Genomic DNA, 25,132 nt, shown 5'->3' with positions numbered 1-25,132 from the left:
GCTTTTCAACAATTGCTATTTTCTTGAGCTACCTTTGCATTCCTTGCAAACCTCACCTCACCCCATGCCCAGCCGCCGCCTGCAGGAAACCTCGCTGCGCTACTTCCTCGAAGTGGCCCGCACGGGCTCGCTCACCGAGGCCGCCGCGCGGCTGAACGTCAGCATCTCGGCCATCAGCCGCCAGGTGGCCGCGCTCGAAACGCTGGTGGGCGCACCGCTGTTCGAGCGCCGTCCGCGCGGCATGGTGCCCAGCGCCGCGGGCGAGCTGCTGGCGGCGCACGCGCTGCGCGGCGCGCTGGAGGCCGAGCGCGTGCTGTCGGACATCCAGGCGCTGCAGGGGCCGCTGAGCGGGCGGGTGCGCATCGCCTGTTCCTCGGGCTTCGCCAACGAGTTCCTGCCGCGCACCATCGCTGCGTTCCGCGAACAGTACCCGGGCGTGCGCTTCCGGCTCGATGCCACCGGGCCGACGCAGGTGAGCGATGCCGTGCTGCTCGGCGAGGCGGACATCGGCCTGACCTACAGCCGCGCGGCGGTGCGCGGCATCCGGGTCGAGCACCGCCAGCCGGCGTCGGTGTTCGTGGTGATGCGGCCCGACCATGCGCTGGCCACCTCGCGCAGCGTGACGCTGGCGCAGATGCATCCGTTTCCCATCGCACTCAGCAGCCCCGAGAACACGGTGCGCCAGCTGTTCGACGTGGCCTGCAGCAACCGCGGCCTCGTGTTCGAACCCGTGCTGGTGAGCAACCGTTTCGAGGCCATCGCCAATTTCGTGCTGCAGGGCGGCGGCCTGGGCATCACGGGAGAGATCACGGTGCGCGACCGCGTGCAGCGCGGCGAGCTGGTGGCGGCCGAGATCCGCGAGCCCGGCATGCGTGGGCGTTCGGTCGAGTTGCAGACGCTGGCCGATCGCACGCTGCCGGAGGTGGTGCGCACCTTCCTGGCCTACCTGCGCGAACAGCTGCCGGCGCCCGGCGGCACGCCCAGGCCACGCACGCGCAAGGCCGCCTGAACTCAGCCGCGCGCGGGCCCGGCCCCCGGGAACCTGATCACCCGGCGCTGCGTCGCGCCCGAGGGGTGCAGCAGCCCGCGCCGCATGGCCTCGTGCACGGCCTGCGTGCGCGAGTGGACCGACAGCTTGCGGTAGATGCTCTTGATCTGGCTGGCGACCGTGCTGTCGGAGCGGTGCAGCGCCTCGGCCACGCGCCGGTTGCTCCAACCCTGGGCCACGAGTTCGAGCACCTTGAGTTCACGCGGCGAGAGCAGGCCCTCGTCGCAGGCCGCTTCGCGCGATCTGTCGAGCCCGTGTGCCTCCAGCGCGGCTTCCTCGATGTCGCAAAGAATCTGCCGCGCCGTGCGCGCAGCAGCCCACACGTCGCCGCGCTCGACCGCCGCCATCAGATTGGCCAGCTCCAGCTGGTTGGCCTGGGCAAAGAGCCGCGCCGCGGCATTCGCGGCCACGGCGGGGCTCAAGGGCGGTGCGTCGTCCAGTTCCGAAATGGCACGCAGCTCGGCGCTTCCTTTGGACATGTCAATGCTCGCTCGGTCGATCAACGCTGGGGGAAAAAGTAAACCCGGTGTCCCTGTGCAATGAAATTGCCATGCGGGACGCCTGCTGCGAGCCTGAGGGCGCTTTGTAAACAGCCTTGACCATCCGTCTCAGTTCTTGGGAGAATTCCGCGAAATCTGTGATTTTTTAACGCTTAGTTAGTACTATTTGGCGGAACAGCCCGCCACACGCCCTGGCGCTGTTCCGACCTCGCCCATGACATCCAGCGCCGCCGCGGCCCCCGAACGCCCCCTCTCTCCCCCGGGCGTGGCGCACAGCCACTTCGACGTGCATACAGAGCCGCCCGACCGGCAGTTCCTGGCCTGGCGCGCACGCGTCGGCCATGTGATGGACGCGCTGCCCACGCGCGATGCGCTCGAGCGCCCGTTCAACGCCGCGATCGACCGCTACGACGTGGGAGGCCTCGTCTTCACCGAGTGCCGTTCCGACACGCTGGTGCTGGAGCGCTCGCTGGCCCGCGTGTCGACCGACAGCGTACGCGACTTCGTGTTCCATGTGTTCGAGGAAGGCGGTGTGGACGACCTGCGGGTGCGCGCCACACCCGGTGCACGCCGCAAGGGAGAACCGCCACCCGCCCCCGCCGGCACGCCCACCATCCTTGCGCTGGACATGAACCAGCCGGTGCGCATGCGGCGCCACGAGTGCCGGGTCCACACCTTCTTCGTGCCCGGCACGCTGGTGCAGGAAAGCTTCCCCGACCCCGAGGCCATCCATGGGCGCATGCTCACCTGCACCACGCCGCTGGCGCGGCTGGCGGCGGGGCACGCGATCTCGCTGGCGCGCGACATCGGCGGCATGACGCCGGCGGCGGCCCAGAGCGCGGTGCGCACGGGCGCGCAGCTCGTGGTGTCGGCCTTCGGCAAGCAGGCCGGCTTCGACGGCAACGCGCGCTCGGCGGCACGTGCCGCCATGTTCGACCAGGTGCGCCGCCATGTGCAGACGCACCTGCACCGCGCCGACCTCACGCCCGAGAGCGTGCTGGCCGCGCTGCAGCTGCCGCGCCCCACGCTGTACCGCATGTTCCAGCACGAGGGCGGGCTGGGCAGCTACATCCGCAGCCTGCGGCTGCGCCAGGCGGCAAGCGACCTGGCGCGCTACCCGCATGTGATGGTGACCGACATCGCCTACAGCGCGGGCTTTCGCAGCGCCTCGGATTTCAGCCGCGCCTTTCGCCGCGCCTACGGCATTGCGCCGCAGGACTTCCGCGTGCAGGCCCTCGAGCGACAGCCCTAGGCCGTGGCACCGAAGCCCGTGTCGAACGTGCCCTTCACGTCGAGCGGCTGCTTGATGAGCCCCACCTGCCGGTAGAAATCGGCCGTGCCCTGCTGGTCGGCGATGACCTGCGCATCGATGGCCACCCACTGCTGCTGGCGGCGTTCGAACTGCAGCTTCGCCGCCTCGGGCGGAATGCCGATGATGCGTGCCAGCGTGGCCGAGAACGCATCGACGTTGCGGTACGACCAGCGCTGCGCCTTCACCACGCGCTGCAGAAAGTCCTGCAGCACCGGCCGCTTGGCGGCAATGGCGGCGTCGGTCGCGGCGAGGTAGCTCAGCCCCGGCAGCAGGCCGCGCCCGCTGACCAGCACGCGCGCATGGCGGCTGATTTCGGCGAGCGCGGTGTAGGGCTCCCACGTCGCCCAGGCATCGACCGAGCCCTGCGTGAGCGCGAGCTTGGCATCGGCCGGCGCGAGGAAGCGCAGGTTCACGTCCTCGGGCTTCAGGCCCGCGGCCGTGATCGCCTTGAGCGTGACGTAGTGGCCGATGGAGCCGCGGTTGGTGGCGACGCTCTTGCCCTTGAGCTCGGCAGCGCTCTTGAGCGGCGAATCGGGCCGCACCAGCACCGCCGTGCCGTAGGCGTCCGAGCGGTTCGCACCGATGGCCTTGACGCGCGTGCCGGCCGCGAGCGCGAAGATCAGCGGCGCATCGCCGATCGGGCCCGAATCGACCGCGCCCGCGTTGAGCGCCTCGGCCAGCGGCGCGGCGGCCGGGAACTCCGACCACTGGATGTCGTAGCCCAGGCCTTCGAGCCCGCCCGCCGCTTCGAGCAGCGCGCGCAGCCCGCCCTTCTGGTCGCCGGCCTTGAGTACCGGACGACCTTGTGCACGCACGAAGGCGGGCAAGGTGGCGGTCGTGGCAGCGGCAAGGCCGCCGGCAAGCAGCTGGCGGCGCGATCGGTCGAGGCGTGAGGTCATGGGTTCGTTCTCCGTAAAGGCAGTGAAAAGGAAATCAGTGGATGAAGCCGCCCTTGACGAAGCGCACCGGCTCGGCGTCCATGCGGGCGATGAGTGCGCCCAGGCCGTCGGGTGGCAACACGGCGCCTTTCGCCGAGGCGGCCGGCGGGCTGTCGCTGCGGCACAGCAGGTCGTCGTCGGACCAACCGGCCTGCCCCGGCAGGCCGCGCACGCGCAGCCAGCCGTCGCGGTCGGCGATGAGCTGCATGCCCGCGAGCTGGTCAGTGCCCGCGATGAGCGCCAGCGCCTCCCACGCGGCCGGTGAATCGGCCACGCAATCGGCGGTAACGCCCGCCGCCTTCGCCCCGGGCGGCAGCAGCTGCACCGTCACCAGGCGCGGGTCTTCGCTGGGCGCGACCGCGCCCGCCACGACGCGCACGCGCTGCCCGCGCCACTGCGCGAGCGACCGGGGCGCCTGCGCGCCGCAACGCACCGCCATGTCGGGCAGGCCGACGGGCTGCGGCCAGTGGCCCAGCGCACGCAGGCTCTGGCCCGCGCCCTGCGCCTTCATGTAGTCGATGAGCGCCCAGGCATCGGCCGCGTCGAGCGGGCCGCCGAAGCCGGGCATGGCGGCCGTGCCGTGAAGCACGCGCCAGAGCAGGTCGCCATCGGCGCGGCGCCACAGCAGCGGGCCCGTGAGGTTCGGCGGCCACACGGCGAGCGACGCGGCCAGCGGCCCTTCGCCCTTGCCGTCGGTGCCGTGGCAGCTCACGCAGTGCTGCGCGTAGAGCACGCGGCCTTGCGCGATGGACGTGGCCGTGAAGCCGGTCGGTGATGCATGGAAGCTCGCCGGCGTCGCGGGCACCAGCACCACGTTCGCGTGGGGCCAGGGCGCGGCGATCAGCAGCATCGGCACCAGCGCGAGCAGGTACCAGCGCGGGCGCCGCCAGAGCAACGCGATCAACAGCAGCAGCACCGCCACGCCGACGCACACCAGCGTCCACGCGAGGCTGCGCGCCTGCCCCAGGTCGATCAGCAGGTTCTCGCCCGACAGCCGGTGCGCCCACGGCCACGCCGGCTGGCCGTGCACATGGCGCACGAGGCCCAGCGCATCGAGCATGCGCAGCAGCTGGAGTTGAGCGCCCTGGAGCAGGCCGATCAGCAGGTTGAGCCAATCGGCCTCGGGCGTTGCGTTCATGTCACCAGGTGGCGTCAAGCCCCAGGTGGCGCAGCGCTTCGTGGCGAAGCTCCGCCAGCCGCGCGTGGCCGCGGTGGCGCGGGTACGGCAGGTCGACCACGAGCTCCGCCGCGATGCGTGCCGGCCGGTCGCTCAGCACGATCACGCGGTTGGCGAGGAACAGCGCCTCTTCCACGTCGTGCGTCACCAGCAGCGCCGAGAAGCCCGCGCGCTGCCACAGGTTGACCAGCTCGCTCTGCATCGCGATGCGCGTGAGCGAATCGAGCTTGCCCAGCGGCTCGTCGAGCACGAGCAGTTGCGGGTCGTTGACCAGCGCGCGCGCCAGCGCCACGCGCTGCGCCATGCCGCCCGAGAGCTGGTGCGGAAAGGCTTTGGCGAAATCGGTGAGGCCGACGAGCTTCAGCGCTTCGTCGACGCGCCCGCGCTGCGCCTTGAGCACGCCGCGCGCCTGCAGGCCGAGCGCCACGTTGTCCCACACGCTGCGCCAGGGGTAGAGCGTCGGGTCCTGGAAAACGACGATGCGCGACGGGTCGGGCCGCGTGATGGGTGCGCCGTCCTGCGTGATGCGCCCGGCCGTGGCGGGCTCGAGCCCGGCCACGAGGCGCAGCAGCGTCGACTTGCCGCAACCGCTCGGCCCGAGCAGCGCGACGAACTCGCCGGGCTTCACCGTGAGGTCGATGTCGTCGAGCACCTGCAGCGGCCCGGCCGGCACGTCGAACCAGTGGCTCACGCCCTGGATGTCGATCTGCGCGCCAGCCTGGCGCACGTTGGCTTCAACGGTGGCTACCATTTCACGGTCCCCTTCTGCCACGACAGCACACGGTCGCGCACCTTGAACAGCAGCGTGATCAGGCCCGAGCACAGCAGCGCCATCACGATCAGCGCGGCGTACATGTTCGCGTACGAAGCCCAGCCCTGCGCCCACGACAGGTAGAAGCCCAGCCCGGCCTTCACGCCCATCATCTCGGCCGTCACCAGCACCGAGAAGGCGGCGCCCAGCCCCATGAACAGGCCCACGAACACCTGCGGCAGCGCGGCGGGAATCGCCACGCGCAGCACCAGGAAGCGCTCGCTCGCGCCCATGGTGCGCGCCACGTCGTAGTAGTTGCGGTTGACGCCCGCCACGCCCGACCACGTCAGCACGGCCACCGGAAAGCCCGTGGCCAGCGCGATGAGGAACACGGCCGCCGCATAGCTCGACGGAAAGAAGAAGAACGCCAGCGGCAGCAGCGCCGAGGCCGGCACCGGCCCCACGAAGCGCAGCACCGGATGCACCCAGTAGCCCGCGATGCGCGACCAGCCGATGGTCACGCCCGTGAGAAAGCCCGCGAGCGCGCCCAGCACGAAGCCGTGGGCGAGCAGCCGCGCCGAATGCGCCAGGCTTTCGCCGAGGCGCCGCCAGTCGTCGATGTAGGTTTCGATGAGGCTCTGCGGCGGCGCGAAGAACGGCGTGGGCAGCAGCGCGAGTTTGGCGGTGGCGATTTCCCAGAGGGCGAACAGCACCGGCAGCGCGACCAGCCATGGCCCGGCCGGGCGCAACGTGCGCGCCACGCGGCCGGCGCGCGTGCCGAGCAGCGCCACGAGCAGCAGCACCGCACCGATGGCGATGGCGGCGATGCCGAATTCGTCGGTGTAGGCCCAGTCGCTGAAGCCCACGGCCTTGTTGGGCCAGTAGACGGTGAGCAGGCCCAGCGCGACCCAGCCCGCGCTCGCGAGCGCGCCGGTGCGCCAGAAGCCTTCGGCGGGGCGCGCGAACACGGCGGCCGGCGCGGCCTTTTCGATGCCAGGGCGGCGCCAGCTCCCTGGCGCTTGCGGTGGTGCTTCCAGCACCCGGTCGATGACGGCGCTCATGCCAGCGGATCGAAGGAGACATGCTCCGCGAAGCGCACCGGGTCGGTGGTCTTCTTGAGCACGCCGACGCCGCGGAAATCGCGCGCGTAGAACTCCACCTCGTCGCGCAGCTTGCGACCCAGCGGGTGGTGGTTGTGCGTGAGCGTGCCCAGCAGCGCGCGCAGGTCTTCGACCGGCACCTTGGGCGAGTACTTGGCGAAGAGCTTGGCCGACTCGTTCGGGTTCTCGGCCACGTAGTCGGAGGCTTGCGCGATGGCGCGCACCAGCGAGGCGACGGTCGCCTTGTCCTTGCGCACCAGCTCGCCGCGCGCGCCGACGATGCAGCAGACCTTGTCCTTGTACTCGCCCGAGAGGTTGCTCGCGAGCTCGACGAAGGTGCCCTGGTTGCGCTTCTCGATCAGGTACACGTTCGGGTCGCCGTCGGCAATGGCGTGGATCTCGCCCTTCTTCACCGCGATGTCGAGCAGGTCGGCCGGGTACTGGCGCCAGGTCACGTCGCGGTCGGCGTCGATGCCGTTCTTGGCCAGCAGGATCGAGAAGAAGTTCTTGCCCGGGCTCGCGATGTCCGACACGCCGATGATCTTGCCCTTGAGGCTGGCCAGGCTGGTGGCGCCCGCGTCCTTGGCGCCCACGAGGCGCACGCAGCCGCCGTGCGAGCTGCCGACGATCTTCACGTCGAAGCCCGATTCGAGCGGCTTGAGCCAGCGGTGGATCATGCCCACGGCCGCGTCGGCCTTGGCGGTGGCGAGCGATTCGAGCAGCTGGTCGGTCGAGCCCGTGTAGTTGACGAGGTCCACCTGCAGGCCGTTGCGCTCGAAATAGCCGCGCTCCTGCGCCACCACCACGGGCGAGAGGCAGAAGGCCGCAGCGTTCCAGGCGAAGGTGAGCTTGCGCGCCTGCTGCGAGAAGGCCTGCGAGGCAATGAGGCCGCCCGAGGCGACCACGGCGGCGGCGGCGCCGGTGCGCAGCACGCTGCGGCGGGAAAGGGATGCGTTCATCGGGGAAAGGCTCCGGGGGTTCGTCGTCATCGTCAAAGCAGGAGTTCGGGTTCGGCCTCGACCAGGCCTTCGTACAGGCTGTCGAAGGAATGGATCGCGCCTTCGGGCCCGCCGATCTGGCCGTGCGTGTGGCGCGCGGTGGCCTCGTCGATCGGCTGCGGCGTGCCTGCCGCCTCGGCCAGCAGCTGCGTGTGGCAGGCGTTGTCCAGCGCGATGTACCACCACGCGGCGGCCTCCACGGTGGGGCCGGCCGTCAGGATGCCGTGGTTCTTGAGGATGGCGCCCTTTTTGTCGCCCAGCGCGCGGGCGATGCGATCGCCCTCGCTGGTGTCGACCACCATGCCGGTGAAGTCGTCGAACAGCGCCACGTCGTCGTGGAACACGCAGGCGTCCTGCGTGAGCGTGTCGAGCTTGCGGCCCAGCGTGGACCAGGCCTTGCCGTAGGTCGAATGCGTGTGGGCGGCGGCCACGATGTTCGGGTTGTGCTCGTGGATCGCGGCGTGGATGGCGAAGGCGGCCTTGTTGAGCGGCCGGTCGCCGACGACCGCTTCACCCTTCGCGTTGACGAGCAGCAGGTCGGACACCTTGATGCGCCAGAAGTGCACGCCCAGCGGGTTGACCCAGAAATGGTCGGTCAGCTCGGGGTCGCGCGCCGTGATGTGGCCGGCCAGGCCCTGCGCGAAGCCGAAGCGCGCGAACAGGCGGAAGGCGCCCGCCAGGCGCTCCTGCCGGTGGCGGCGCTCGGCCTGCACGGTGGGGCGCGGCGGGATGGGGTCGAACCAGTGCTTCTGCTGCGGGTTCGCGTGGAGCTTCAGCGGCTGGGCCGCGCTGCGGTCGATCGACAGGACGGCGCTCATGGCTCAGGCCGCCTTGCGCTGCGACTGCAGGCGCTGCGCGACGAGCTCGCGCGTGCGTGGAATCAGCGCGCGCCCATAGTCCGTCGCGTCTTCGAGCGGATCGAAGCCGCGGATCAGGAAGGTGGTCACGCCCAGGTCGTAGTAGTCGAGCAGCGCATCGGCCACCTGCTCGGGCGTGCCGACCAGCGCGGTGCTGTTGGAGCGCCCGCCGATCTCCTGCGCGACCGCGGTCCACAGCCGCTTGTCCAGGCGCGAGCCCTTCTCGGCCGCAGCCAGCAGGCGCTTGGCGCCTTCGCTTTGCTGCGGGCCGCCGCGGTTGTAGCCCTGCACCACGCGCAGGCGTTTCGTCTCGGCCAGGATGTTCTCGGCGCGCGCCCATGCGGCCTCTTCGGTGTCCGCCAGGATCGGGCGGAACGACACCGAGAAACGCACGCTGCGCCCGTGCTTTGCCGCCTCGGCGCGCACGCGGGTCGTGAGTTCGCGCGCCTGATCGAGCGATTCGCCCCACAGCGCGTACACGTCGGCGTACTTGCCCGCGACCGGAATCGCCGCCTCCGACGCGCCGCCGAAGTACACGGGCACGTGCGGCTTGCCATGGCGCGTCTGCACCGGCTTCACTTCGGAGAATGCGTTCTGGAAGCGGTAGTGCGCGCCTTCGTGGTCGAAGGGCTTCTCGGCGGTCCACACCTTGTGCAGCACCTCGAGGTATTCGTCGGTGCGGGCGTAGCGCTGGTCGTGGTCGAGCCAGTCGCCGTCGCGCTTCTGCTCCTCGTCGGAGCCGCCCGAGATGTAGTGCACGCCGAGCCGCCCGCCGCTGAACTGGTCGAGCGAGGCGAACTGGCGCGCCGCGAGCGTGGGCGCCACGAAGCCCGGGCGGTGCGCGAGCATGAAGTGGATGCGCTCGGTCACCGAGGCCGCGTAGGCCACGGTGAGCGTGGCGTCGGGGCTGGTGGAATGGTGCGGCACCAGCACGCGGTCGAAGCCGGCGTTCTCGTGCGCCTGCGCGAAGGCGCGCACGTAGTCGCGGTCGATGGCCGGGCCCTTGGCGGCGTGGATCTCCGAGACCTTCTGGCCCTGGATCATGCCGATGAATTCAACGTCGTTCTGGCTCATGGTGTCCTCGTGGATGCGGATGGAATGAAGGGGTCAGGCAGCGGGCAACCGCAGCAGGTTCTCGAAGCGGCGGTCCCACAGCGGCTTCACGTCGGCGGGGCCGTCGAGCACGCCGATCTTCTGGAAGGTGTCGGCCACGTCCTGGTGGCTGCGCACCACGGCGTCGGTGACGGGGCCGAGGCTGTAGTCGCCGCTGCGGCCGTTGAACAGCTCGACCAGGTCGCCCACGGGCACGCGCGTCTCGGCCGACTGCGCGCGGGCGTAGGCCAGGAAGTTGCCATTGATCCAGGCGAACGCGCGCTGCAGGCGCTGCAGCAGGTCGCCCAGCGCCGCGCGGCGCAGCGTGTCGTCGAGCGCGCGCGGGTTGGCGTAGATGGGGAAGTTGCCCGACAGGTAGCCCACGCCGGTCTTGAGCGTGCGCGCGCCGTACTGGGTGCGCGCGAGCTGGCCGTTGTAGCCGTAGATGGCCCAGGCATCGAGGTCGCCGCGCGCAAAGGCCGAGAGGCCGTCGGCCGGCGTGAGGCTCACGGGTTGGATGTCGGCGAACGACAGGCCCGCCTCGGCCAGCTGCTTGGCCAGGTAGTAGTGCGAGGTGGTGGCGCGCACGTAGCCCACGCGCTTGCCCTTGAGGTCGGCGATGCTGCGGATCGGCGCGTCCTTGCGCGCCAGCGTGGCCTGGTTGTTGAGGTCTTCGTGCGTCACGGCCACGAGCCGCACGCTCGACTTCTGCCGCGCCGCGAACACCGGCGGAATCTCGCTGCCCGAGCCCAGGTCGAGCGCGTCGCCGTTGATGGCCTCGATGTGCAGCACGCCGTTGTTGAGCTCTCGCCAGTCGATCTTGTAGGGCGTGTCGGCCTGGCCCGAGGCCGTGAGCAGCGGCCGCCACAGGCCCTTGTAGGTGCCCACGCGCAGGGTCACGCCCGACAGGTCGCGCGAGGGCGCGGCGGCCTGCGCCACGCCCGAAGCCGCCACGCCCCATGCGGCGGCGGCCTGCAGCAGGCGGCGTCGGTCCAGCGGGAAATCGGGTGTCATGCCTTGTGTTCTTTCTTCTTCACTCACTCACGAGGAGAAGCGAGACCGTACCGAGACGGCCCCCGAAAACGAACGCAGAAAAACGAATTTGGATATGCGCGATGCATCCTTCGCGCACTGGCAGCGGGCCTTTACCGTGCGGGCACCATGAGTGCACTCCCCTTGCGCCGCGCGCCGGCCATTCCCGACACAGACACCCCGCCCTTCGTCGACCCCGCCGTGCTGGCCCGCCTGTCGGACCAGTTCGCGTCCACGGCGGCCGACCACGACCGCAGCGGCGCCTTTCCGCGCCAGAACTTCGAGGCGCTGCAGGCGCACGGCCTGGTCGGCCTCGTCGCGCCCGCCGCATACGGCGGCGGCGGTGCCACGCTGGCCACGGCACGCCGCGTGATCGCAGCGGTGGCGCGCGGCGAGCCCGCCACCGCGCTGATCCTCACCATGACCTACCTGCAGCACCAGGCGCTCGCACGCCGTGAGAGCCGCTGGCCCGCGCACCTGCGCGAGCGCGTGGCGCGCGACGCGGTGGCGCACGGCGCGCTCATCAACGCGCTGCGCGTGGAGCCCGCGCTGGGCTCGCCGGCACGCGGCGGCCTGCCCGGCACCGTGGCCCGGCGCACGCCCGAGGGCTGGCGCATCGACGGCCACAAGCTCTACACGACCGGCATCGAGGGCCTGTCGTGGCTCGCGGTCTGGGCGCGCACCGACGAGGCCGCGCCGCGCACCGGCGTGTTCCTGGTGCCGCGCGACGCGCCCGGCATCCGCGTGATCGCGAGCTGGGACCACCTGGGCCTGCGCGCCTCGGGCAGCCACGAGGTGGTGTTCGAGGACGTCGCCATTGCCGCCGACCACGCCGTCGACCTGCGCGCGCCCGCCGACTGGGCGCCCGGCGCCGGCAGCCAGACCGACATCGACGCCCATGCGGCGCAGCAGGCCTGGATGGTCGTGCTGCTGGGCAGCCTCTACGACGCCGTGGCGCGTGCCGCGCGCGACTGGCTCGTCGACTTCCTGAACCGGCGCGCGCCCGGCAGCCTGGGCGCGCCGCTGGCCAGTCTGCCGCGCGTGCAGGAGCAGGTGGGCGAGATCGAGGCGCTGCTGCGCACCAACCGCGTGCTGCTCGACGACGCCGCCGCCGCGGTCGACAGCGGCCACACGCCGCCCGCCGCCGACAGCGGCCTGCTCAAGCACACCGTGACCACGCACGCCATCCGCGTGGTCGAACTGGCGCTGCAGCTGAGCGGCAACCACGGCCTCACGCGCCAGAACCCGCTTGAGCGCCACTACCGCGACGTGCTGTGCAGCCGCATCCACACGCCGCAGAACGACGCGATCCTGGTCGCGGCGGGCCAGCGTGCGCTGCAGGCATCGGGAGGTGCGGCATGAGCGCGCTGCCAATTTCTCGCCGCGCCTGGCTCGCGCAAAGCGCCGCGCTGTCGCTGGCCACGGCCGGCCCGCTGCGCGCGATGGCGCAACCCCAGGCCACGCTGGTGCTCGGCGACCAGGCCGGCGGCCTGCGCTCGCTGTTCGAGGCCTCCAAGGCCCTCGACGACGCGCCCTTCGCCTACCGCTGGGCCAACTTCCAGGGCGCCGCGCCGCTGTTCGAGGCGCAGCGCAGCGCCGCCGTCGACACCGCGATGGCCGGCGACCTGCCGGTGCTCGCGGCGGCCGTCGGCAAGACGCCGCTGAAGATCGTCGCCACGCGCGTGGGCAAGGCCGAGTCGCTGGGCATCGTGGTGCAGCCCGACTCGCCGCTGCGCCGCGTGGCCGACCTGCGCGGCCAGACGGTGGTCGTCTCGTCGGCGCGCGGCAGCATCTCGCAGTACCAGCTCTACGGCGCGCTCGAAGAGGCCGGCGTGCGGTGCGACGAGGTCACGGTGAAGTTCGTGCTGCCCACCGACGCCGCCGCCGCATTCGCGTCGAAGCAGATCGACGCCTGGGCCATCTTCGACCCCTACTACGCCATCGCGCTGCAGCAGGGCGGGCGCATCCTTCGCGACGGGCGCGGCATCAACACGGCGCTGGGCTTCATCACCGCGAGCGAGCATTCGCTAGCCGATGCGGCCAAGCGCGCGGCCATCGTGCAGTTCCTCGAGCGGCTCGCCCGCGCGGGCGACTGGGCGCTGGCCAACCCCGAGGCCTACGCGCAGGCCTACAGCCAGCTCACGCGGCTGCCGATCACGTCGGCGCGCCTCATCACGGCGCGCGCCTCGGTGGCGGGGCGGCCCGTGAGCGAGGCCGACATCGCCGCGCTGCAAACTGTGGCTGACCGCTCGGCGCGTGACGGTATCCTTCCCACACGCGTGGATGTGCGCGCGATCACCGACACCCAACTCTGGAAACGCCCCGCATGATTGCTCCGCTGCGCGATTTCGTCGGCGCCTTCGGCCGGCTGCTCGACAGCCAGCCCGACGAGCCGCGCATCCTGTCCGAAGGCGGCGCGCTGCTGCGCACGCTGGTGGCGCGCGACGACTGGCTGCCCGACGCCTTCGCCGTGGCCGACCCGACCTACTACCAGCAGTTCCTGCTGCACGCCGACAGCACCGAGCGCTTCTCGGTCGTGAGCTTCGTCTGGGGGCCGGGCCAGGCCACACCGATCCACGACCACACGGTGTGGGGCCTCATCGGCATGCTGCGCGGCGCCGAGTACAGCCAGCCCTACGCGCTCGACGCCGACGGCACCGCGCGACCCCAGGGCGCGCCGGTGCGGCTCGATGCGGGCCATGTCGAGGCCGTGTCCCCCACCGTGGGCGACCTGCACCGCGTGCACAACGCGCACGCCGACCGCGTGTCGATCAGCATCCACGTGTACGGCGCCAACATCGGCGCCGTGCGCCGCCACACCTACCCGGCCGAAGGCGGGCGCAAGCCCTTCGTCTCCGGCTACTCCAACACGCTGCTGCCCAACCTGTGGGACCGCTCCGCCGAACTCCGAAACACTGCCGCATGACGACGACAACGACCGCCTCCTTTCCCCTGCTGCCCTTCGCCGCGCTGCGCGAACGGCTGATCGCGCGCGAGGAGACCGCGCTGCTCGACCTGCGCGAGGAAGACCCGTTCGCGCAGGAGCATCCGCTGTGGGCCGCCAACTTGCCGCTGTCGCGCATCGAGATCGAAGCGTGGCGACGCATTCCGCGGCGCGACACCTTCATCGTGCTGTACGGCGCGCACGACGGTGTCGACCTCGCGCCGCTGGCGGCACGCACCTTCGCCGCACTCGGCTACACCAATGTGCACCTGCTCGACGGCGGCCTCGAAGGCTGGCGCGCGGCAGGCGGTGAGCTGTTCCGCGACGTCAACGTGCCGAGCAAGTCCTTCGGCGAGCTGGTCGAGCACGAGCGGCACACGCCGTCGCTGTCGGCGCCCGAGGTGAAGGCGCTCATCGACAGCCGCGCCGACGTGGTCGTGCTCGACGCGCGCCGCTTCGACGAATACCAGACCATGAGCATCCCCTCGGCCACCAGCGTGCCGGGCGCGGAACTGGTGCTGCGCGTGCGCGAGCTCGCACCCGACCCGGCCACGCGCGTGATCGTGAACTGCGCAGGCCGCACGCGCAGCATCATCGGCACGCAGTCACTCGTGAACGCGGGCATCCCGAACCCGGTCGCGGCGCTGCGCAACGGCACCATCGGCTGGAAGCTCGCGGGCCAGGTGCTCGACCACGGCGCGGGCCGGCAGGCACCGGCTGCAGTGTCGGAAGCGAACCGCGCGCAGGCACAGGCCGACGCACGCCGCGTGGCCGACGCCGCGGGCGTGCACCGCATCGCCGTCGACGCGCTCCACACGCTCGAGGCCCCGGGCCGCACCGTGTACCGCTTCGACGTGCGCACGCCCGAGGAATACACCGCCGGCCACCTGCCCGGCTTCGCGAGCGCGCCCGGCGGGCAGCTGGTGCAGGAAACCGATCACCAGGTGCCGGTGCGCGGCGCACGCATCGTGCTGGCCGACGACGACGGCGTGCGCGCGTCGATGAGCGCCTCATGGCTCGCGCAAATGGGCTGGGAGGTGTACGTGCCCGATGCGGTGCCGCCAGCCGCTGCGCTCAGCGAAACCGGCACGCCGACGTCGGCCTACCCGCCCGTCGCGGCCACGGTCGCCGAGATCGCGCCCCAAGCCTTGGCCGAGTTGCTGAAGCAGCAGCCCGCCACCGCCGTGATCGACGTGACCACGAGCGCCAACTACGTGAAGCGCCACATTCCCGGCGCCTGGTACGCGATCCGCGCGCAGCTGGCGCAGGCGATCGACCGCCAGGCCCTTCCGTCCGCCCCGCGCTACGTGCTCACCTGCGGCAGCAGCCTGCTCGCACGCTACGCCGCCGCAGACCTGCGCGCCCTGCTCGACGCGCGCGGCCAGCGCGATGTGGAGGTGCAGGTGCTCACGGGCGGCAACACCGCCTGGTTCGCCGCCGGGCTGCCGGCCGAGACCGGCGAGACCCGCCTGGCCACCGCCCGCACCGACCGCTACCGCCGGCCCTACGAAGGCACCGACGCGCCCGCCGAAGCCATGCAGGGCTACCTGGACTGGGAGTACGGGCTGGTGGCGCAGCTGGGGCGCGACGGCACGCATCACTTTCGCGTGGCCTGAGCGCGCGGAGCGCAGACGAAAAAAACCGGGCATGCCCGGTTTTTTGCTTTCACTGTCGCGCCACCCCGGCTCAGCCCGGCTCGGCCGCCTTGAACAGTGCCGCGACCTTGCGCTTGCTCTTGATGTTGCTCGAGATGCCGCGTGCGGGCGCGGCCTTGGCCGACGCTTCCCAGGCCGGCGCGGCTTCGCGCTCGCCGGACTCGTAGGGCTTGTCGAAGAACGGATCGCGCGGCGCGGACGGCGCGCGGTGCGGGCGGCCGCCACCGCTCATGCTGCGGCGGGTGTCGGCTTCGCGGCGTTCGCGCGGCTGGTCGAGCACGTCGCGTGCGTCGCCGGCTTCGCCTTCTTCACGCCAGTGGCGGCGTCCGTCGTTGATGCGGCCGCGCGGGCGGTCTTCCTCGAACTCGACGGGTTCGAGCTCGATCTTCTTCTTGATCAGCTTCTCGATGTCGGCCACCAGGCGCGCATCGTTGCCGCCGCTGGCGAAGCTCACGGCCAGGCCCGAGGCGCCGGCACGGCCCGTGCGACCGATGCGGTGCACGTAGTCTTCGGCGTTGAACGGGATGTCGAAGTTGAAGACGGCGGGCACGTCCTTGATGTCCAGGCCACGGGCCGCGACGTCGGTGCACACCAGCAGGTCGACTTCGCCGGCCTTGAACGAGGCGAGCGCCTTCAGGCGTTCGTCCTGGCTCTTGTCGCCGTGCAGTGCGGTGGTACGCAGACCGTCGCGCTCCAGCGAGCGTGCGAGGCGCGCGCAGCCGAGCTTGCTGTTGACGAACACGAAGGCCTGCGTAATGCCGCGCTGCTTGACGATCTGCTTGAGCGCACGGCGCTTGTCGTCGTCGGAGACGCTGTAGAAATGCTGTTCGACGGTGGAGGCCGTTTCGTTCGGCCGCGCCACTTCGATGGTGACCGGGTTCTGCAGGTAGCTGCTGGCCAGCCGCTTGATCTCGGGCGAGAAGGTGGCCGAGAACAGCAGCGTGGTGCGCTGCTTGGGCAGATAGCTCAGGATGCGCTGCAGGTCGGGCAGGAAGCCGATGTCGAGCATGCGGTCGGCCTCGTCGAGCACGACGTATTCGACCTGGTTGAGCACCGCGTTCTTGGCTTCGATGTGGTCGAGCAGCCGGCCCGGCGTGGCCACGAGCACTTCGACGCCCTTCTTCAGCTCCAGCGTCTGGGGCTTCATGTCGATGCCGCCGAACACGACCGTGCTGCGCAGGTTGGTGTACTTGGCGTACAGCTTGACCTGTTGTGCGACCTGGTCGGCCAGCTCGCGCGTGGGCAGCAGCACCAGCGCACGCACCGGATGCCGCGCGGGCGAGGTGGAGGCGTTTTCGTGCTTGAGCATGCGCTGCAGCAAGGGCAGCGAAAACGCTGCCGTCTTGCCGGTGCCGGTCTGCGCGGCGCCCATCACGTCCTGGCCTGAAAGCACGACCGGAATGGCCTGTGCCTGGATGGGCGTCATGGTCTCGTAGCCCATTTCGGCCACGGCGCGGGCCAGCGGTTCTGCCAGCGATAGATTGGAGAAGGACATTGTCATTGAGCCTTCTATTGTCGCATTGCCGCAAAAAACGGCAGTGACAACGAAACGACAACATCCGCGCAGGCCGAATTGCTATTTATTCAGTAGCAAAGACCCCAATGAATCCGGGGCTCTCGGGAGACAGTCTTTACAGATTGCGCGCGTTGAAGGTGTCGCAGGACTTCATTTCACCCGTCTGGTAGCCCGTGCCGAACCAGCGTTGGCGCTGTGCGCTGGAGCCGTGGGTGAAGCTGTCGGGCACCACGGCGCGGCCCGCCGAGCGCTGCAGGGCGTCGTCGCCGATCTTCTGCGCGGCGTTCATGGCGGCCTCGATGTCGCCCGGGTCGAGCCACTTCTTCGACTCCTGCGAGTGGTGCGCCCACACGCCCGCGAAGCAGTCGGCCTGCAGCTCGACGCGCACGCTGATGGCGTTGTTCTGCGACTGGCTCAGGCGCCCGCGCATGCCGTCGACCTTGGCGGTGATGCCCAGTTCGTCCTGCACATGGTGACCGACCTCGTGCGCGATGACGTACGCCTGCGCGAACTCGCCCGGTGCGCCGAGCTGGTTCTTCAGGGTGTCGTAGAACGCCAGGTCGATGTAGACCTTCTTGTCGCCCGGGCAGTAGAACGGCCCCATGGCCGATTGGCCGGTGCCGCAGGCCGTGGGCGTGGCACCGCGGAACAGCACGAGCCGGGGTGCCTGGTAGTTGCCGCCGCTCTTGCGGAAGAGATCGGTCCAGACCACCTCGGTGTTCTTCAGCACGGTGGAGACGAAGGCCGCCTCGCGGTCGCCAGTGGGCGGCTTGGGCGCGGGGCCTTGCTGCTGTTGCTGCACCTGGACCGGGTCACCGCCGCCGCTGAGCAGGCTCAGCACGGTGAGCGGGTTGATGCCGAAGATCCAGCCAGCGATGAGCGCGACCGCAATAGTGCCGATGCCGATGCCGCGCCCGCCGATGAAGCCACCGCCTCCGCCGCCACCCCCGCCACCCCCGCCGTCACGGCGGTCTTCGACGTTGTCGGATTGTTCGTTGCCTTCCCATCTCATCGCAGTCTCCTTGCCGGCTTGCTGAACGGCGTATTTGCCGGAACGTCGCAGGATGGTACTTGGCCCGGCCGCCCGGAACGTAACCGGCGGTCAGGATGCCTGTATCAGGCTGTCAGGTCTTGGGCAGCGTGACGCCGCGCTGGCCCTGGTACTTGCCGCCGCGGTCCTTGTAGCTGGTCTCGCAGACCTCGTCGCTCTCGAAGAACAGCACCTGCGCGCAGCCTTCGCCCGCGTAGATCTTGGCGGGCAGCGGCGTGGTGTTGCTGAACTCCAGCGTCACGTAGCCTTCCCACTCGGGCTCGAACGGGGTCACGTTGACGATGATGCCGCAGCGCGCGTAAGTGCTCTTGCCCAGGCAAATGGTCAGCACGTTGCGCGGGATGCGGAAGTACTCCACCGTGCGCGCCAGCGCGAAGCTGTTGGGCGGAATGATGCAGTAGTCGCCGTGCATGTCGACGAAGCTCTTCTCGTCGAAGTTCTTCGGGTCGACCACCGTGCTGTGGATGTTGGTGAAGACCTTGAACTCGGGCGCGCACCGGATGTCGTAGCCGTAGCTCGAGGTGCCGTAGCTGATGATCTTGTGGCCGTCGTTCTCGCGCACCTGGCCCGGTTCGAAGGGATCGATCATTCCTTCGTTCTCGGCCATGCGCCGGATCCATTTGTCGCTCTTGATGCTCATATGCGCTCGCTGATGCTGCTGCGGGGGAAATCGGGGCCGAATTGTGGCATGGGCGCCCTGCGCGCCCTCCCCCCGCAGGCGCCGCTCAGCCCGCCTGCGAAATCACCGTGCGCTCGACCAGCCGGTCGTCGCCCAGCACGATCATCGCGAACAGCAGCTCTTCGAGGTTGTTGGCCAGCGAGGTCTTGCGCGCCAGGAGCGGCGTGGCGGACGGGTTCAGCACCAGGAAGTCGGCCTCGCAGCCCGGCTGCAGGTTGCCGACCACGCCGTCGAGCCCCAGCGAACGCGCGGCGCCGCCGGTGTGATGCCACCACAGCCGCGAGGGCGCGATGCTCAGGCCGGTCTTGGTCTGGCCCTCGCGGCCCACGTAGTACGCGGCCAGCATGGTGTGGAAGGGGCTGAAGCTGGTGCCGCCGCCCACGTCGCTGGCCAGGCCGTACGGTTGCTCGAGGCGGTCGGCCGCGCCGAAGTCGAAGAAGCCGCTGCCCAGGAACAGGTTGCTCGTGGGGCTCACGGCGGCGGCCGTCTTGGTCTCGTGCATGAGCGCACGGTCGGTGTCGTCCAGGTAGATGCAGTGGGCGTACACGGCGCGCTCGCGCAGCAGGCCGAAGTCGGCGTACACGTCGAGGTACGAGCGCGACTTGGGGTACAGCTCGCGCGCCCACTTCACCTCGTCGCGGTTCTCGGCCACGTGCGACTGGATCCAGGTGTCGCCGTATTTGGCGGCCAGCTCGCCGGCGCCGCGCATCTGCGCGTCGGTGCTGGTGGGCGCAAAGCGCGGCGTGATGGCGTAGCCCAGACGATCGACGTTGTGCCACTTGCGGATCAGCGCCTCGGTGTCGACCAGGCTCTGCTCGGTGTCGTCGCGCACGCCGTCGGGCGAGTTGCGGTCCTGCAGCACCTTGCCGGTGATCATGCGCAGCTGGCGGCGCTGCGCGCTCTCGAAGAAGGCGTCGACCGAGGCGACGTGCGAGGTCGCGAAGGTCAGCGAGGTGGTCACGCCGTTGCGCAGCAGCTCGTCGAAGAACACGTCGGCCACCACGCGCGAGTGCGCGGGGTCGGCGAACTTGGCTTCCGCCGGGAAGGTGTAGTTCTCGAGCCAGGGCAGCAGGCCGGCGGCGGGCGCGCCGATGATGTCGGTCTGCGGGTAATGCACGTGCATGTCCACGAAACCCGGCGCCAGGATGCGGCCCGGCAGGTGGGTGGTGTGGGCACCGGCATGGCGCTGCGACACGTCGGCATGGCTGCCGGCGTCGAGCACGCGCTGGCGGCCGGTGCTGTCGGGGGCGACGACCAGCAGGCCGTCTTCATCGAAGACAGGCAGGCCGGCGGCGTCGAATCGCAGGAGGGAGGCGCGGTAGGCTTTTTTCATCGTGGATGCGGAGGGTAATCCAGCCCCGGACGGCGGGAATTGCCCTGCGCGTATGAGTGCTATACGCGCAACGCTCTCTTCAGGCGGGGCAAAAGGCCGCGCTCAGCGCGTCACCCGCCCCTGCACGCCCTCGGCCAGCCAGTTCATCTGCAGGACCTGTTCGTCGCTCAGCTGCGCGCCCTTGGCGATCGCGACGCGGCCTTCGTTGTCGCGCACATCGGCCGCCGCCGCGCGGAACGGCTGCAGCTTGCCCGCCGCGATGTCCTTCTGCCGCGCCAGCACCTCGTCCTGCACGGCCTTGGGCACCTTGGTGCCGAAGTCGCCAACGCGGATCATTCCTTCCTTCACGCCGCCCCAGAGGTTGCCGCTCTTCCAGGTGCCGTCGAGCACGGCCTTCGCGCGTTGCGTGTAGTAGCCGCCCCACTGGTGCGTGACCGCGACGATCTGCGCGTCGGGCGCGATCTTGCGCATGTCGGAGTGGTAGGCCACGGCCATCTTGCCGCGCTCCTGCGCAGCGGCCATCACGGCGGTGGAGCCGGTGTGGAAGGCGAGCACGTCGGCGTTCTGGTTGAACAGCGCCATCGCCGCGTCGCGCTCCTTCGGCGGATCGAACCACTCGTTGAGCCACACCACGATCACCTTGGCCTTCGGGTTCACCGAGCGCATGCCGAGCGTGAAGGCGTTGATGCCCTGCAGCACCTCGGGAATCGGAAAGCCCGCGACGTAGCCGGCCACGTTCGTCTTCGTCATGCGCCCGGCCGCGATGCCCGCGAGGTAGCGGCCTTCGTAGTAGCGGGCGTTGGCGGTGGCGACGTTGGGCGCGGTCTTGTAGCCGGTGATCGATTCGAACTTCACGCCGGGAAAGTCCTTCGCGACCTTCAGCGTCGGCTCCATGTAGCCGAAGCTGGGCGTGAAGATCAGCTGGCTGCCCTGCTGCGCAAGATCGCGGATCACGCGCTCGGCGTCGGCGCCCTCGGGCACGTTCTCGACGAAGACGGTGTTCACGCGGGGGCCCAGCGCGGCCTCGACGGCCTTGCGGCCTTCTTCATGCTGGCGCACCCAGCCGGCATCGGTGACCGGCGTGACGTAGACAAAGCCGATCTTCAGCGCGTCCTTGGCCAGGGGCGGCTTCGGCGGTGCGGTCTGTGAAAAGGCGGGGGATAAAAAACAGGCGGTCACCCACGCCAGAACGGCGCGGCCCGCGAGGTTTTTGTACATGGTGGTCCTCTACATGGCCCCGGAAAAGCAAAACCCCGCAGCAGGCCGGGACGCCCTGCTGCGGGGGCGCATTCTAGTGGAGGGCTGTGCCCGATTCCAACGAACTCAACTCTGCCGTCGACAAGGGGTAGACCTATCGACTAGGGGAGCAACGGGAGCAGCTCCGCAAGCACCAACATATTCAAAACCTAGATCACTCGTCAATTCGACACTCTTACGCCCTCATCAAGCACGCGTGCGGTTGGAGCTAGCCTTTCGGCGCTCCAATAACGCTTGACTTCTTCAATAGCTCTTGAAGCTGCTTGAGGCGCTGAGGTACACCTAGAGCTTGTCGTTTTGCGGCTTGGAAAAGTCGATTGACCAACTCATAGTCCACATCTCCCAAGTCTACAAACCAAGTGTCCAACTGGTTCCCATGCGCATCAGCGAGACCAAAGGACACAAAGGGCTCCTCAGTGTGTTCGTCTGTACCAGCCCAGAGGTTGAACTTCGAGCCGTCGATTGGTACTTCAACTCCAAATTTGGTGGTTTGCCAATTCACCTCAGCCATCTCAGTTCTGTCCAGCAGTGTTTTAACGATGTCACGGTAGTCGCTGGGGATAGGCATCATTTACTCCGACGGTTTCAGTAGTTGAGGTCATGGAAGAGAAGACTGAATGAATCCTGCCAATCTCGTGAATTAGAGCTTCTCTCTCTTCTTTTCCCAAACGATTAGTCACTGCAGCAGATTCAAGTCTCTCATGGAGAGAGACAACATTGCCCACGGCCGTCATCCATTCCTCGCTGTTTTGCATGGCAAGCCGTGTTGCATGGCTACGAAACCTTGAAACCACGTCTCGCAATTCAAATGCAGCGTTTGCAGCGGCCGCGAAATCTCGAGTTCGAGCGAGGTGCATAAGATCCCGCGATCTCCCTCGAATTTCTTGCATGCTCGAAACTGACTCAATGTTGCGAATAGTTTGAACCACCTCTTTGGCTGCTTCTCGCGCAGCATCCATCGCCTTCTGGGTCCGACGCAACTGCCAAACAGCGATCCCCAGCCCGACGAGTGAGAGGGTCAGCCCAATTGCATCCGTAAGGCCCATAAATTGATTCCTCGCACTCAGGGATGAGAGTCGAAAGAGTTGGTTGTACCTCGCATGTTACCCACCTCCTTCGAGCTGGAGATTCGACTCGAAATGGCGCGCCCTTGCATCGAGGGTTTCCCATTTACCCGAACATCGCGGCCTACGACGATCCGAACCGCGTGGGCGGGCACATCGGCATGCGCGCCGGGTGGAACTGGCTCGCGCAGCGCGCCGCGTCCACCACGGCGCCCGTTACTCGCTGATCTACTCGCTGACGACCGCGCTGCGGTAGGCCGCGTCGCCCTTGATCTCCGCTTCGGAGAACGGCACCTTCAGCCACTGCCCCGCGCTGTAGGCCCGGGTGTAGTCGGCGTTGTGCGCCGAAGCCGGGTCGTCCGACAGCGAGAACGTCAGGAAGGTGTGGGCCTCCACGCCGCCTTCAGGGAACCGCACGATCTGCATGTAGCTGTTGCCGTTCGGGTTGCCGTCCATGGTGTAGCCGCCCTTGTCCAGACGGTTCTCCGAGCACGCGATGGTGAAATAGCCCGGGCCGTGGCAGCCGCCGTACAGCGGGATCTTCTGGCCGCCGCGCGTGGCGAACAGGTAGTCACCGCGCTGTGCATCGAGTGCGAAGCCGCTGGCCTCCACGCGCGCGACGGCTGCGCCAAAGGCCTGCTGCAGGGCACTCGCGGCGCCTGCCTTCAGGTCGCGCGGCGTGTGGATCGGATCGCTCGCGCTGAACGGCACGTTGTAGAGCGTGGCCGCGGATTGCAGCGACGCGCGGTTCCAGAACTCGTCCCAGATGTGTGCGCCGCGCGCACCGAGCGTGCCCGTGTTGTTCCAGGCCCTGAGCACCGCGCAGGCCGGGCCGGTGTCCACGTCGCGCCCGATGGCGGCGCCGCCTTGCGGATCGGTCGCCACGTTGATCGTCGGCGTCGCGCACACCATGGCCAGCGCCTGGTCCTTGAACAGCTCGGCCGTCAGCACGCGGCTGTTGAGCACCATCTGCTTGACGGTCTCCGGCGTGGCCGCCTTGCCGGCGTAGCTGTCGGTGCCGTCGATGCGTGCCTGCGCCATCAGGTTGCCCAGGCGCGTGCGGAAGCTCACTGGCGCCGTGCCCGCGGGCCCCATGATGGCCGGGTGGCCGGTCATCGGCGCCTTCGGGTTCGCGAGCCAGTAGCTGTCGTTCGAGTTCTCGACATAGTCGTCGCGCAACAGGCTCGGCAAGCGGGCCGCGCCGATGGCGCCCTTCTGCGCCGAGTCGGCATCGGTCTGCCAGTCGCATTCGCTCTTCGAGCCGTCGAAGAACGGCGCGAGCGGGAACGAGGAGGCGGCCGCCGCACCCAGCGGCGTCGTGCAGCTGGCCACCTGGGTGGGCGACACGTTGGGAACCGCGCCGATGTCGGCATACCAGGCCTTGGCCGCGCCGCGGCCCACGGCCACGGTGTTGACCCACGGAATGGCCGCTTCCTCGCGCTGGATGGCGATGAACTCGTCCAGCGACTTGGCCTGGTTCCAGCGCAGCCAGTTCTTGAAGGTGCGGTAGTTCTCGCCGTTGATGTCGCGGATCGCGAAGGCCGTGGTCTGGCTCCAGGCATAGGGCGCACCCGCCGCGGCCAGGTTGACCATCGGACCGTACTCCGACTTGTAGAGCGTGCGCGTCACCGGCGCCACGCTGCCGTCGGCCTGCTTCACGTTGACGGTGATGTTGAGCGCCTGCATCTTCACGGGCTTGCCGTCGCGCATGTAGCTGGTCGGGTCGCCCGCCGCGAGCTTCAGTTCGTAGAAGCCGAAGCGCCGCGCGGTCGACACCGTGTGGCTCCACGCGATGTTGTCGTTGAAGCCGATGAGGATCACCGGGATGCCGAGGAACGAGGTGCCGCTGATGTTGAGCTGGCCCGGAATCGTGAGCTGTGCCTGGTAGAAGCGGTCCGGCCCGCGCCAGTACCAGTGCGGGTTGCCGAAGAGCAGCGGGCTGCTGTCGCCTGTGGCGGCCGTGCCGAAGCCGATCATGTTGCTGCCCACGCCCTCCTTGCCGCCCACCTGCAGCAGCTTGGGCACGGGCACGCTGGCCGCCGCCAGCTGCAGCGCGGGCTTCTTCGCGCCGCTGCGCGCAGCCATCTTGGTGGGCGCGGCCGGTGCCGGTGCGATCGCATTGGCGATGTTCGGCAGGAAGACGCTGTAGCCGCCCGCGAGGTTGGCCGCGTACATGCGGCGGTAGATGTCCTCGGCCGTGATGGGCTTCACCCAGGCTTCGTTGCGGCAGGCCTGGTGCGCCGTGCCGCCGGCCTTCACGTCGCGCACGTAGCGGTTGTAGCCGGCGGCGAAGCCCTCGACCAGCTGCTTCAGGTTGTCGGGCTGGGCGGCGGTCATCTTCGCGAGCACGTCGGCCGAGATCACCTGCTTGTGGAAGAAGTCGGAGTCGATGTTCTTCGGCCGCGCGATGGTGCTGCTGGCCACGAGCTGCGCATCGCCGCCGAGGTACTGCGAACGCTCGCCGCGGTAGGTGAGGAAGGAGTCGGCCATCGTGCACAGGTCGTCTTCCGCCTGCGCAAAACCGTAGCCGTAGCCCACGCCGGGCCAGTTGTCGGCCTTGATGTGCGGCACGCCCAGGGCGGTGCGGCGGATCTCGGCCTTGTAGCTGCCTTCGGCCGGTGGGTTGGTGGGCGGATTGCCGCCGATGGGAAAGAACGGGAACCCGTTGCCGCCTCCACCACCGCCACCGCAGGCGGTGAGCAGGGCCGCCGTGGCGAGCGCGATCGGGGCGAGCAGGGACCGCGGCATGGCGCCGCGCGAGGATGTCTGTCTCATTGTCGATGTCTCCGGTTGATGCTCTCTTGATGGAGCATCGCCAGCTTAGGCAG

At 69.3% G+C, this 25,132-nt stretch carries 24 protein-coding genes; 7 read left to right on the top strand and 17 right to left on the bottom strand.

What is annotated here, in order from left to right; all coding sequences use genetic code 11:
* Window positions 1–64: 64 nt before the first annotated feature.
* Window positions 65–1,009, top strand: coding sequence for a LysR family transcriptional regulator (locus AC07OX_RS08715; RefSeq protein WP_495260617.1), 945 nt, complete (start codon window positions 65–67; stop codon window positions 1,007–1,009).
* 2 nt (window positions 1,010–1,011) lie between these two features.
* Here AC07OX_RS08715 and AC07OX_RS08710 read toward each other — a convergent pair whose 3' ends face one another.
* Window positions 1,012–1,527 carry a response regulator transcription factor gene (locus tag AC07OX_RS08710; protein ID WP_495260618.1) on the bottom strand — a complete coding sequence of 172 codons (516 nt, stop codon included), beginning with the start codon at window positions 1,525–1,527 and terminating at the stop codon, window positions 1,012–1,014.
* A 235-nt stretch (window positions 1,528–1,762) separates the two neighbouring features.
* Here AC07OX_RS08710 and AC07OX_RS08705 point away from each other — a divergent pair, with 235 nt between their 5' ends.
* The gene (locus AC07OX_RS08705; protein ID WP_495260619.1) at window positions 1,763–2,800 is read left to right on the top strand and encodes a helix-turn-helix domain-containing protein; all 1,038 of its coding nucleotides are present in this window, start codon (window positions 1,763–1,765) and stop codon (window positions 2,798–2,800) included.
* On the opposite strand, the gene AC07OX_RS08700 is transcribed toward AC07OX_RS08705, so the two are convergent.
* Genes AC07OX_RS08700 through AC07OX_RS08665 form a run of 8 tightly spaced genes read right to left on the bottom strand, consistent with a single transcriptional unit; the run spans window position 2,797 to window position 10,787 of the window.
* The gene (locus AC07OX_RS08700) at window positions 2,797–3,759 is read right to left on the bottom strand and encodes an ABC transporter substrate-binding protein (RefSeq protein WP_495260620.1); all 963 of its coding nucleotides are present in this window, start codon (window positions 3,757–3,759) and stop codon (window positions 2,797–2,799) included. The two genes, AC07OX_RS08705 and AC07OX_RS08700, sit on opposite strands and share 4 nt — an antisense overlap.
* Before the next feature lie 34 nt (window positions 3,760–3,793).
* Entirely contained in the window at window positions 3,794–4,936 is a 1,143-nt protein-coding gene (locus AC07OX_RS08695; protein WP_495260621.1) for a c-type cytochrome, read from the bottom strand.
* A gap of 1 nt (window position 4,937) precedes the next feature.
* Window positions 4,938–5,726 (bottom strand): ABC transporter ATP-binding protein, encoded by a 789-nt coding sequence (locus AC07OX_RS08690; RefSeq protein ID WP_159274519.1) that lies wholly within the window; start codon window positions 5,724–5,726, stop codon window positions 4,938–4,940.
* Window positions 5,720–6,787, bottom strand: coding sequence for an ABC transporter permease (locus tag AC07OX_RS08685; protein ID WP_495260622.1), 1,068 nt, complete (start codon window positions 6,785–6,787; stop codon window positions 5,720–5,722). Before AC07OX_RS08685 ends, AC07OX_RS08690 begins: the two co-directional genes overlap by 7 nt.
* On the bottom strand, window positions 6,784–7,785 hold the full coding sequence (locus tag AC07OX_RS08680; RefSeq protein ID WP_070061730.1) for an ABC transporter substrate-binding protein: 1,002 nt from the start codon (window positions 7,783–7,785) through the stop codon (window positions 6,784–6,786). Before AC07OX_RS08680 ends, AC07OX_RS08685 begins: the two co-directional genes overlap by 4 nt.
* A 32-nt stretch (window positions 7,786–7,817) precedes the next feature.
* Window positions 7,818–8,642, bottom strand: a complete 825-nt coding sequence (locus AC07OX_RS08675; RefSeq protein WP_495260623.1) for a class II aldolase/adducin family protein — start codon at window positions 8,640–8,642, stop codon at window positions 7,818–7,820.
* A gap of 3 nt (window positions 8,643–8,645) precedes the next feature.
* The gene (locus AC07OX_RS08670) at window positions 8,646–9,755 is read right to left on the bottom strand and encodes an LLM class flavin-dependent oxidoreductase (RefSeq protein WP_062482534.1); all 1,110 of its coding nucleotides are present in this window, start codon (window positions 9,753–9,755) and stop codon (window positions 8,646–8,648) included.
* A gap of 33 nt (window positions 9,756–9,788) precedes the next feature.
* Complete coding sequence (locus tag AC07OX_RS08665) at window positions 9,789–10,787, bottom strand: ABC transporter substrate-binding protein (protein ID WP_369644273.1); 999 nt, start codon at window positions 10,785–10,787, stop codon at window positions 9,789–9,791.
* Between the two features lie 147 nt (window positions 10,788–10,934).
* On the opposite strand from AC07OX_RS08665, the gene AC07OX_RS08660 reads away from it, so the two are divergent.
* The 4 genes from AC07OX_RS08660 to AC07OX_RS08645 are packed head-to-tail and all read left to right on the top strand — an operon-like array spanning window position 10,935 to window position 15,365.
* Window positions 10,935–12,167: an acyl-CoA dehydrogenase family protein gene (locus tag AC07OX_RS08660; protein WP_495260624.1), complete on the top strand. Its 1,233-nt coding sequence runs from the start codon at window positions 10,935–10,937 to the stop codon at window positions 12,165–12,167.
* Window positions 12,164–13,135 carry an ABC transporter substrate-binding protein gene (locus AC07OX_RS08655; protein ID WP_495260625.1) on the top strand — a complete coding sequence of 324 codons (972 nt, stop codon included), beginning with the start codon at window positions 12,164–12,166 and terminating at the stop codon, window positions 13,133–13,135. Before AC07OX_RS08660 ends, AC07OX_RS08655 begins: the two co-directional genes overlap by 4 nt.
* Window positions 13,132–13,731, top strand: coding sequence for a cysteine dioxygenase family protein (locus tag AC07OX_RS08650; RefSeq protein WP_495260626.1), 600 nt, complete (start codon window positions 13,132–13,134; stop codon window positions 13,729–13,731). The genes AC07OX_RS08655 and AC07OX_RS08650 overlap by 4 nt, the downstream gene beginning before the upstream one ends.
* The gene (locus AC07OX_RS08645; RefSeq protein ID WP_495260627.1) at window positions 13,728–15,365 is read left to right on the top strand and encodes a rhodanese-related sulfurtransferase; all 1,638 of its coding nucleotides are present in this window, start codon (window positions 13,728–13,730) and stop codon (window positions 15,363–15,365) included. The genes AC07OX_RS08650 and AC07OX_RS08645 overlap by 4 nt, the downstream gene beginning before the upstream one ends.
* Before the next feature lie 70 nt (window positions 15,366–15,435).
* Here AC07OX_RS08645 and AC07OX_RS08640 read toward each other — a convergent pair whose 3' ends face one another.
* The 7 genes from AC07OX_RS08640 to AC07OX_RS08610 all read right to left on the bottom strand — a co-directional run bounded on the left by AC07OX_RS08640 (window position 15,436) and on the right by AC07OX_RS08610 (window position 22,286).
* Window positions 15,436–16,905 carry a DEAD/DEAH box helicase gene (locus AC07OX_RS08640; protein WP_062477554.1) on the bottom strand — a complete coding sequence of 490 codons (1,470 nt, stop codon included), beginning with the start codon at window positions 16,903–16,905 and terminating at the stop codon, window positions 15,436–15,438.
* Between the two features lie 130 nt (window positions 16,906–17,035).
* Window positions 17,036–17,932: a KPN_02809 family neutral zinc metallopeptidase gene (gene ypfJ, locus AC07OX_RS08635; RefSeq protein ID WP_495260628.1), complete on the bottom strand. Its 897-nt coding sequence runs from the start codon at window positions 17,930–17,932 to the stop codon at window positions 17,036–17,038.
* Window positions 17,933–18,044: 112 nt separating this feature from the next.
* Window positions 18,045–18,611 carry a dCTP deaminase gene (gene dcd / locus AC07OX_RS08630; RefSeq protein ID WP_062477547.1) on the bottom strand — a complete coding sequence of 189 codons (567 nt, stop codon included), beginning with the start codon at window positions 18,609–18,611 and terminating at the stop codon, window positions 18,045–18,047.
* An 85-nt stretch (window positions 18,612–18,696) separates the two neighbouring features.
* Window positions 18,697–19,983, bottom strand: a complete 1,287-nt coding sequence (gene guaD / locus AC07OX_RS08625) for a guanine deaminase (protein WP_492734426.1) — start codon at window positions 19,981–19,983, stop codon at window positions 18,697–18,699.
* Window positions 19,984–20,085: 102 nt separating this feature from the next.
* A complete protein-coding gene (locus AC07OX_RS08620) occupies window positions 20,086–21,201 on the bottom strand; it encodes a BMP family ABC transporter substrate-binding protein (protein WP_495260629.1) in 1,116 nt (371 codons plus the stop codon).
* A gap of 247 nt (window positions 21,202–21,448) precedes the next feature.
* Window positions 21,449–21,808, bottom strand: coding sequence for a hypothetical protein (locus AC07OX_RS08615; RefSeq protein ID WP_495260630.1), 360 nt, complete (start codon window positions 21,806–21,808; stop codon window positions 21,449–21,451).
* Complete coding sequence (locus AC07OX_RS08610) at window positions 21,783–22,286, bottom strand: hypothetical protein (protein WP_495260631.1); 504 nt, start codon at window positions 22,284–22,286, stop codon at window positions 21,783–21,785. Before AC07OX_RS08610 ends, AC07OX_RS08615 begins: the two co-directional genes overlap by 26 nt.
* A gap of 104 nt (window positions 22,287–22,390) precedes the next feature.
* Between AC07OX_RS08610 and AC07OX_RS08605 the strand changes: the two genes are divergently transcribed.
* Window positions 22,391–22,531, top strand: a complete 141-nt coding sequence (locus tag AC07OX_RS08605; RefSeq protein ID WP_495260632.1) for a hypothetical protein — start codon at window positions 22,391–22,393, stop codon at window positions 22,529–22,531.
* 1 nt (window position 22,532) lies between these two features.
* On the opposite strand, the gene AC07OX_RS08600 is transcribed toward AC07OX_RS08605, so the two are convergent.
* Window positions 22,533–25,079 carry a penicillin acylase family protein gene (locus AC07OX_RS08600; RefSeq protein WP_495260633.1) on the bottom strand — a complete coding sequence of 849 codons (2,547 nt, stop codon included), beginning with the start codon at window positions 25,077–25,079 and terminating at the stop codon, window positions 22,533–22,535.
* Between the last annotated feature and the right edge of the window lie 53 nt (window positions 25,080–25,132).

This window comes from Variovorax sp. GW821-FHT09D07 (genome assembly GCF_059416345.1).
The sequence above is the reverse complement of the archived record's forward strand: the minus strand, read 5'-3'. Positions and strand labels throughout refer to the sequence as shown.

Coding starts and splice junctions, on each gene's coding strand:
- AC07OX_RS08675 (WP_495260623.1), bottom strand. CDS start 8,642: ATGAGCGCCGTCCTGTCGATCGACCGCAGCGCGGCCCAGCCGCTGAAG.
- AC07OX_RS08650 (WP_495260626.1), top strand. CDS start 13,132: ATGATTGCTCCGCTGCGCGATTTCGTCGGCGCCTTCGGCCGGCTGCTC.
- AC07OX_RS08705 (WP_495260619.1), top strand. CDS start 1,763: ATGACATCCAGCGCCGCCGCGGCCCCCGAACGCCCCCTCTCTCCCCCG.
- AC07OX_RS08680 (WP_070061730.1), bottom strand. CDS start 7,785: ATGAACGCATCCCTTTCCCGCCGCAGCGTGCTGCGCACCGGCGCCGCC.
- ypfJ (WP_495260628.1), bottom strand. CDS start 17,932: ATGAGATGGGAAGGCAACGAACAATCCGACAACGTCGAAGACCGCCGT.
- AC07OX_RS08660 (WP_495260624.1), top strand. CDS start 10,935: ATGAGTGCACTCCCCTTGCGCCGCGCGCCGGCCATTCCCGACACAGAC.
- AC07OX_RS08640 (WP_062477554.1), bottom strand. CDS start 16,905: ATGACAATGTCCTTCTCCAATCTATCGCTGGCAGAACCGCTGGCCCGC.
- AC07OX_RS08615 (WP_495260630.1), bottom strand. CDS start 21,808: ATGCCTATCCCCAGCGACTACCGTGACATCGTTAAAACACTGCTGGAC.
- AC07OX_RS08665 (WP_369644273.1), bottom strand. CDS start 10,787: ATGACACCCGATTTCCCGCTGGACCGACGCCGCCTGCTGCAGGCCGCC.
- AC07OX_RS08690 (WP_159274519.1), bottom strand. CDS start 5,726: ATGGTAGCCACCGTTGAAGCCAACGTGCGCCAGGCTGGCGCGCAGATC.
- AC07OX_RS08655 (WP_495260625.1), top strand. CDS start 12,164: ATGAGCGCGCTGCCAATTTCTCGCCGCGCCTGGCTCGCGCAAAGCGCC.
- AC07OX_RS08700 (WP_495260620.1), bottom strand. CDS start 3,759: ATGACCTCACGCCTCGACCGATCGCGCCGCCAGCTGCTTGCCGGCGGC.
- AC07OX_RS08685 (WP_495260622.1), bottom strand. CDS start 6,787: ATGAGCGCCGTCATCGACCGGGTGCTGGAAGCACCACCGCAAGCGCCA.
- AC07OX_RS08715 (WP_495260617.1), top strand. CDS start 65: ATGCCCAGCCGCCGCCTGCAGGAAACCTCGCTGCGCTACTTCCTCGAA.
- AC07OX_RS08670 (WP_062482534.1), bottom strand. CDS start 9,755: ATGAGCCAGAACGACGTTGAATTCATCGGCATGATCCAGGGCCAGAAG.
- AC07OX_RS08610 (WP_495260631.1), bottom strand. CDS start 22,286: ATGGGCCTTACGGATGCAATTGGGCTGACCCTCTCACTCGTCGGGCTG.
- dcd (WP_062477547.1), bottom strand. CDS start 18,611: ATGAGCATCAAGAGCGACAAATGGATCCGGCGCATGGCCGAGAACGAA.
- guaD (WP_492734426.1), bottom strand. CDS start 19,983: ATGAAAAAAGCCTACCGCGCCTCCCTCCTGCGATTCGACGCCGCCGGC.
- AC07OX_RS08600 (WP_495260633.1), bottom strand. CDS start 25,079: ATGAGACAGACATCCTCGCGCGGCGCCATGCCGCGGTCCCTGCTCGCC.
- AC07OX_RS08710 (WP_495260618.1), bottom strand. CDS start 1,527: ATGTCCAAAGGAAGCGCCGAGCTGCGTGCCATTTCGGAACTGGACGAC.
- AC07OX_RS08695 (WP_495260621.1), bottom strand. CDS start 4,936: ATGAACGCAACGCCCGAGGCCGATTGGCTCAACCTGCTGATCGGCCTG.
- AC07OX_RS08620 (WP_495260629.1), bottom strand. CDS start 21,201: ATGTACAAAAACCTCGCGGGCCGCGCCGTTCTGGCGTGGGTGACCGCC.
- AC07OX_RS08645 (WP_495260627.1), top strand. CDS start 13,728: ATGACGACGACAACGACCGCCTCCTTTCCCCTGCTGCCCTTCGCCGCG.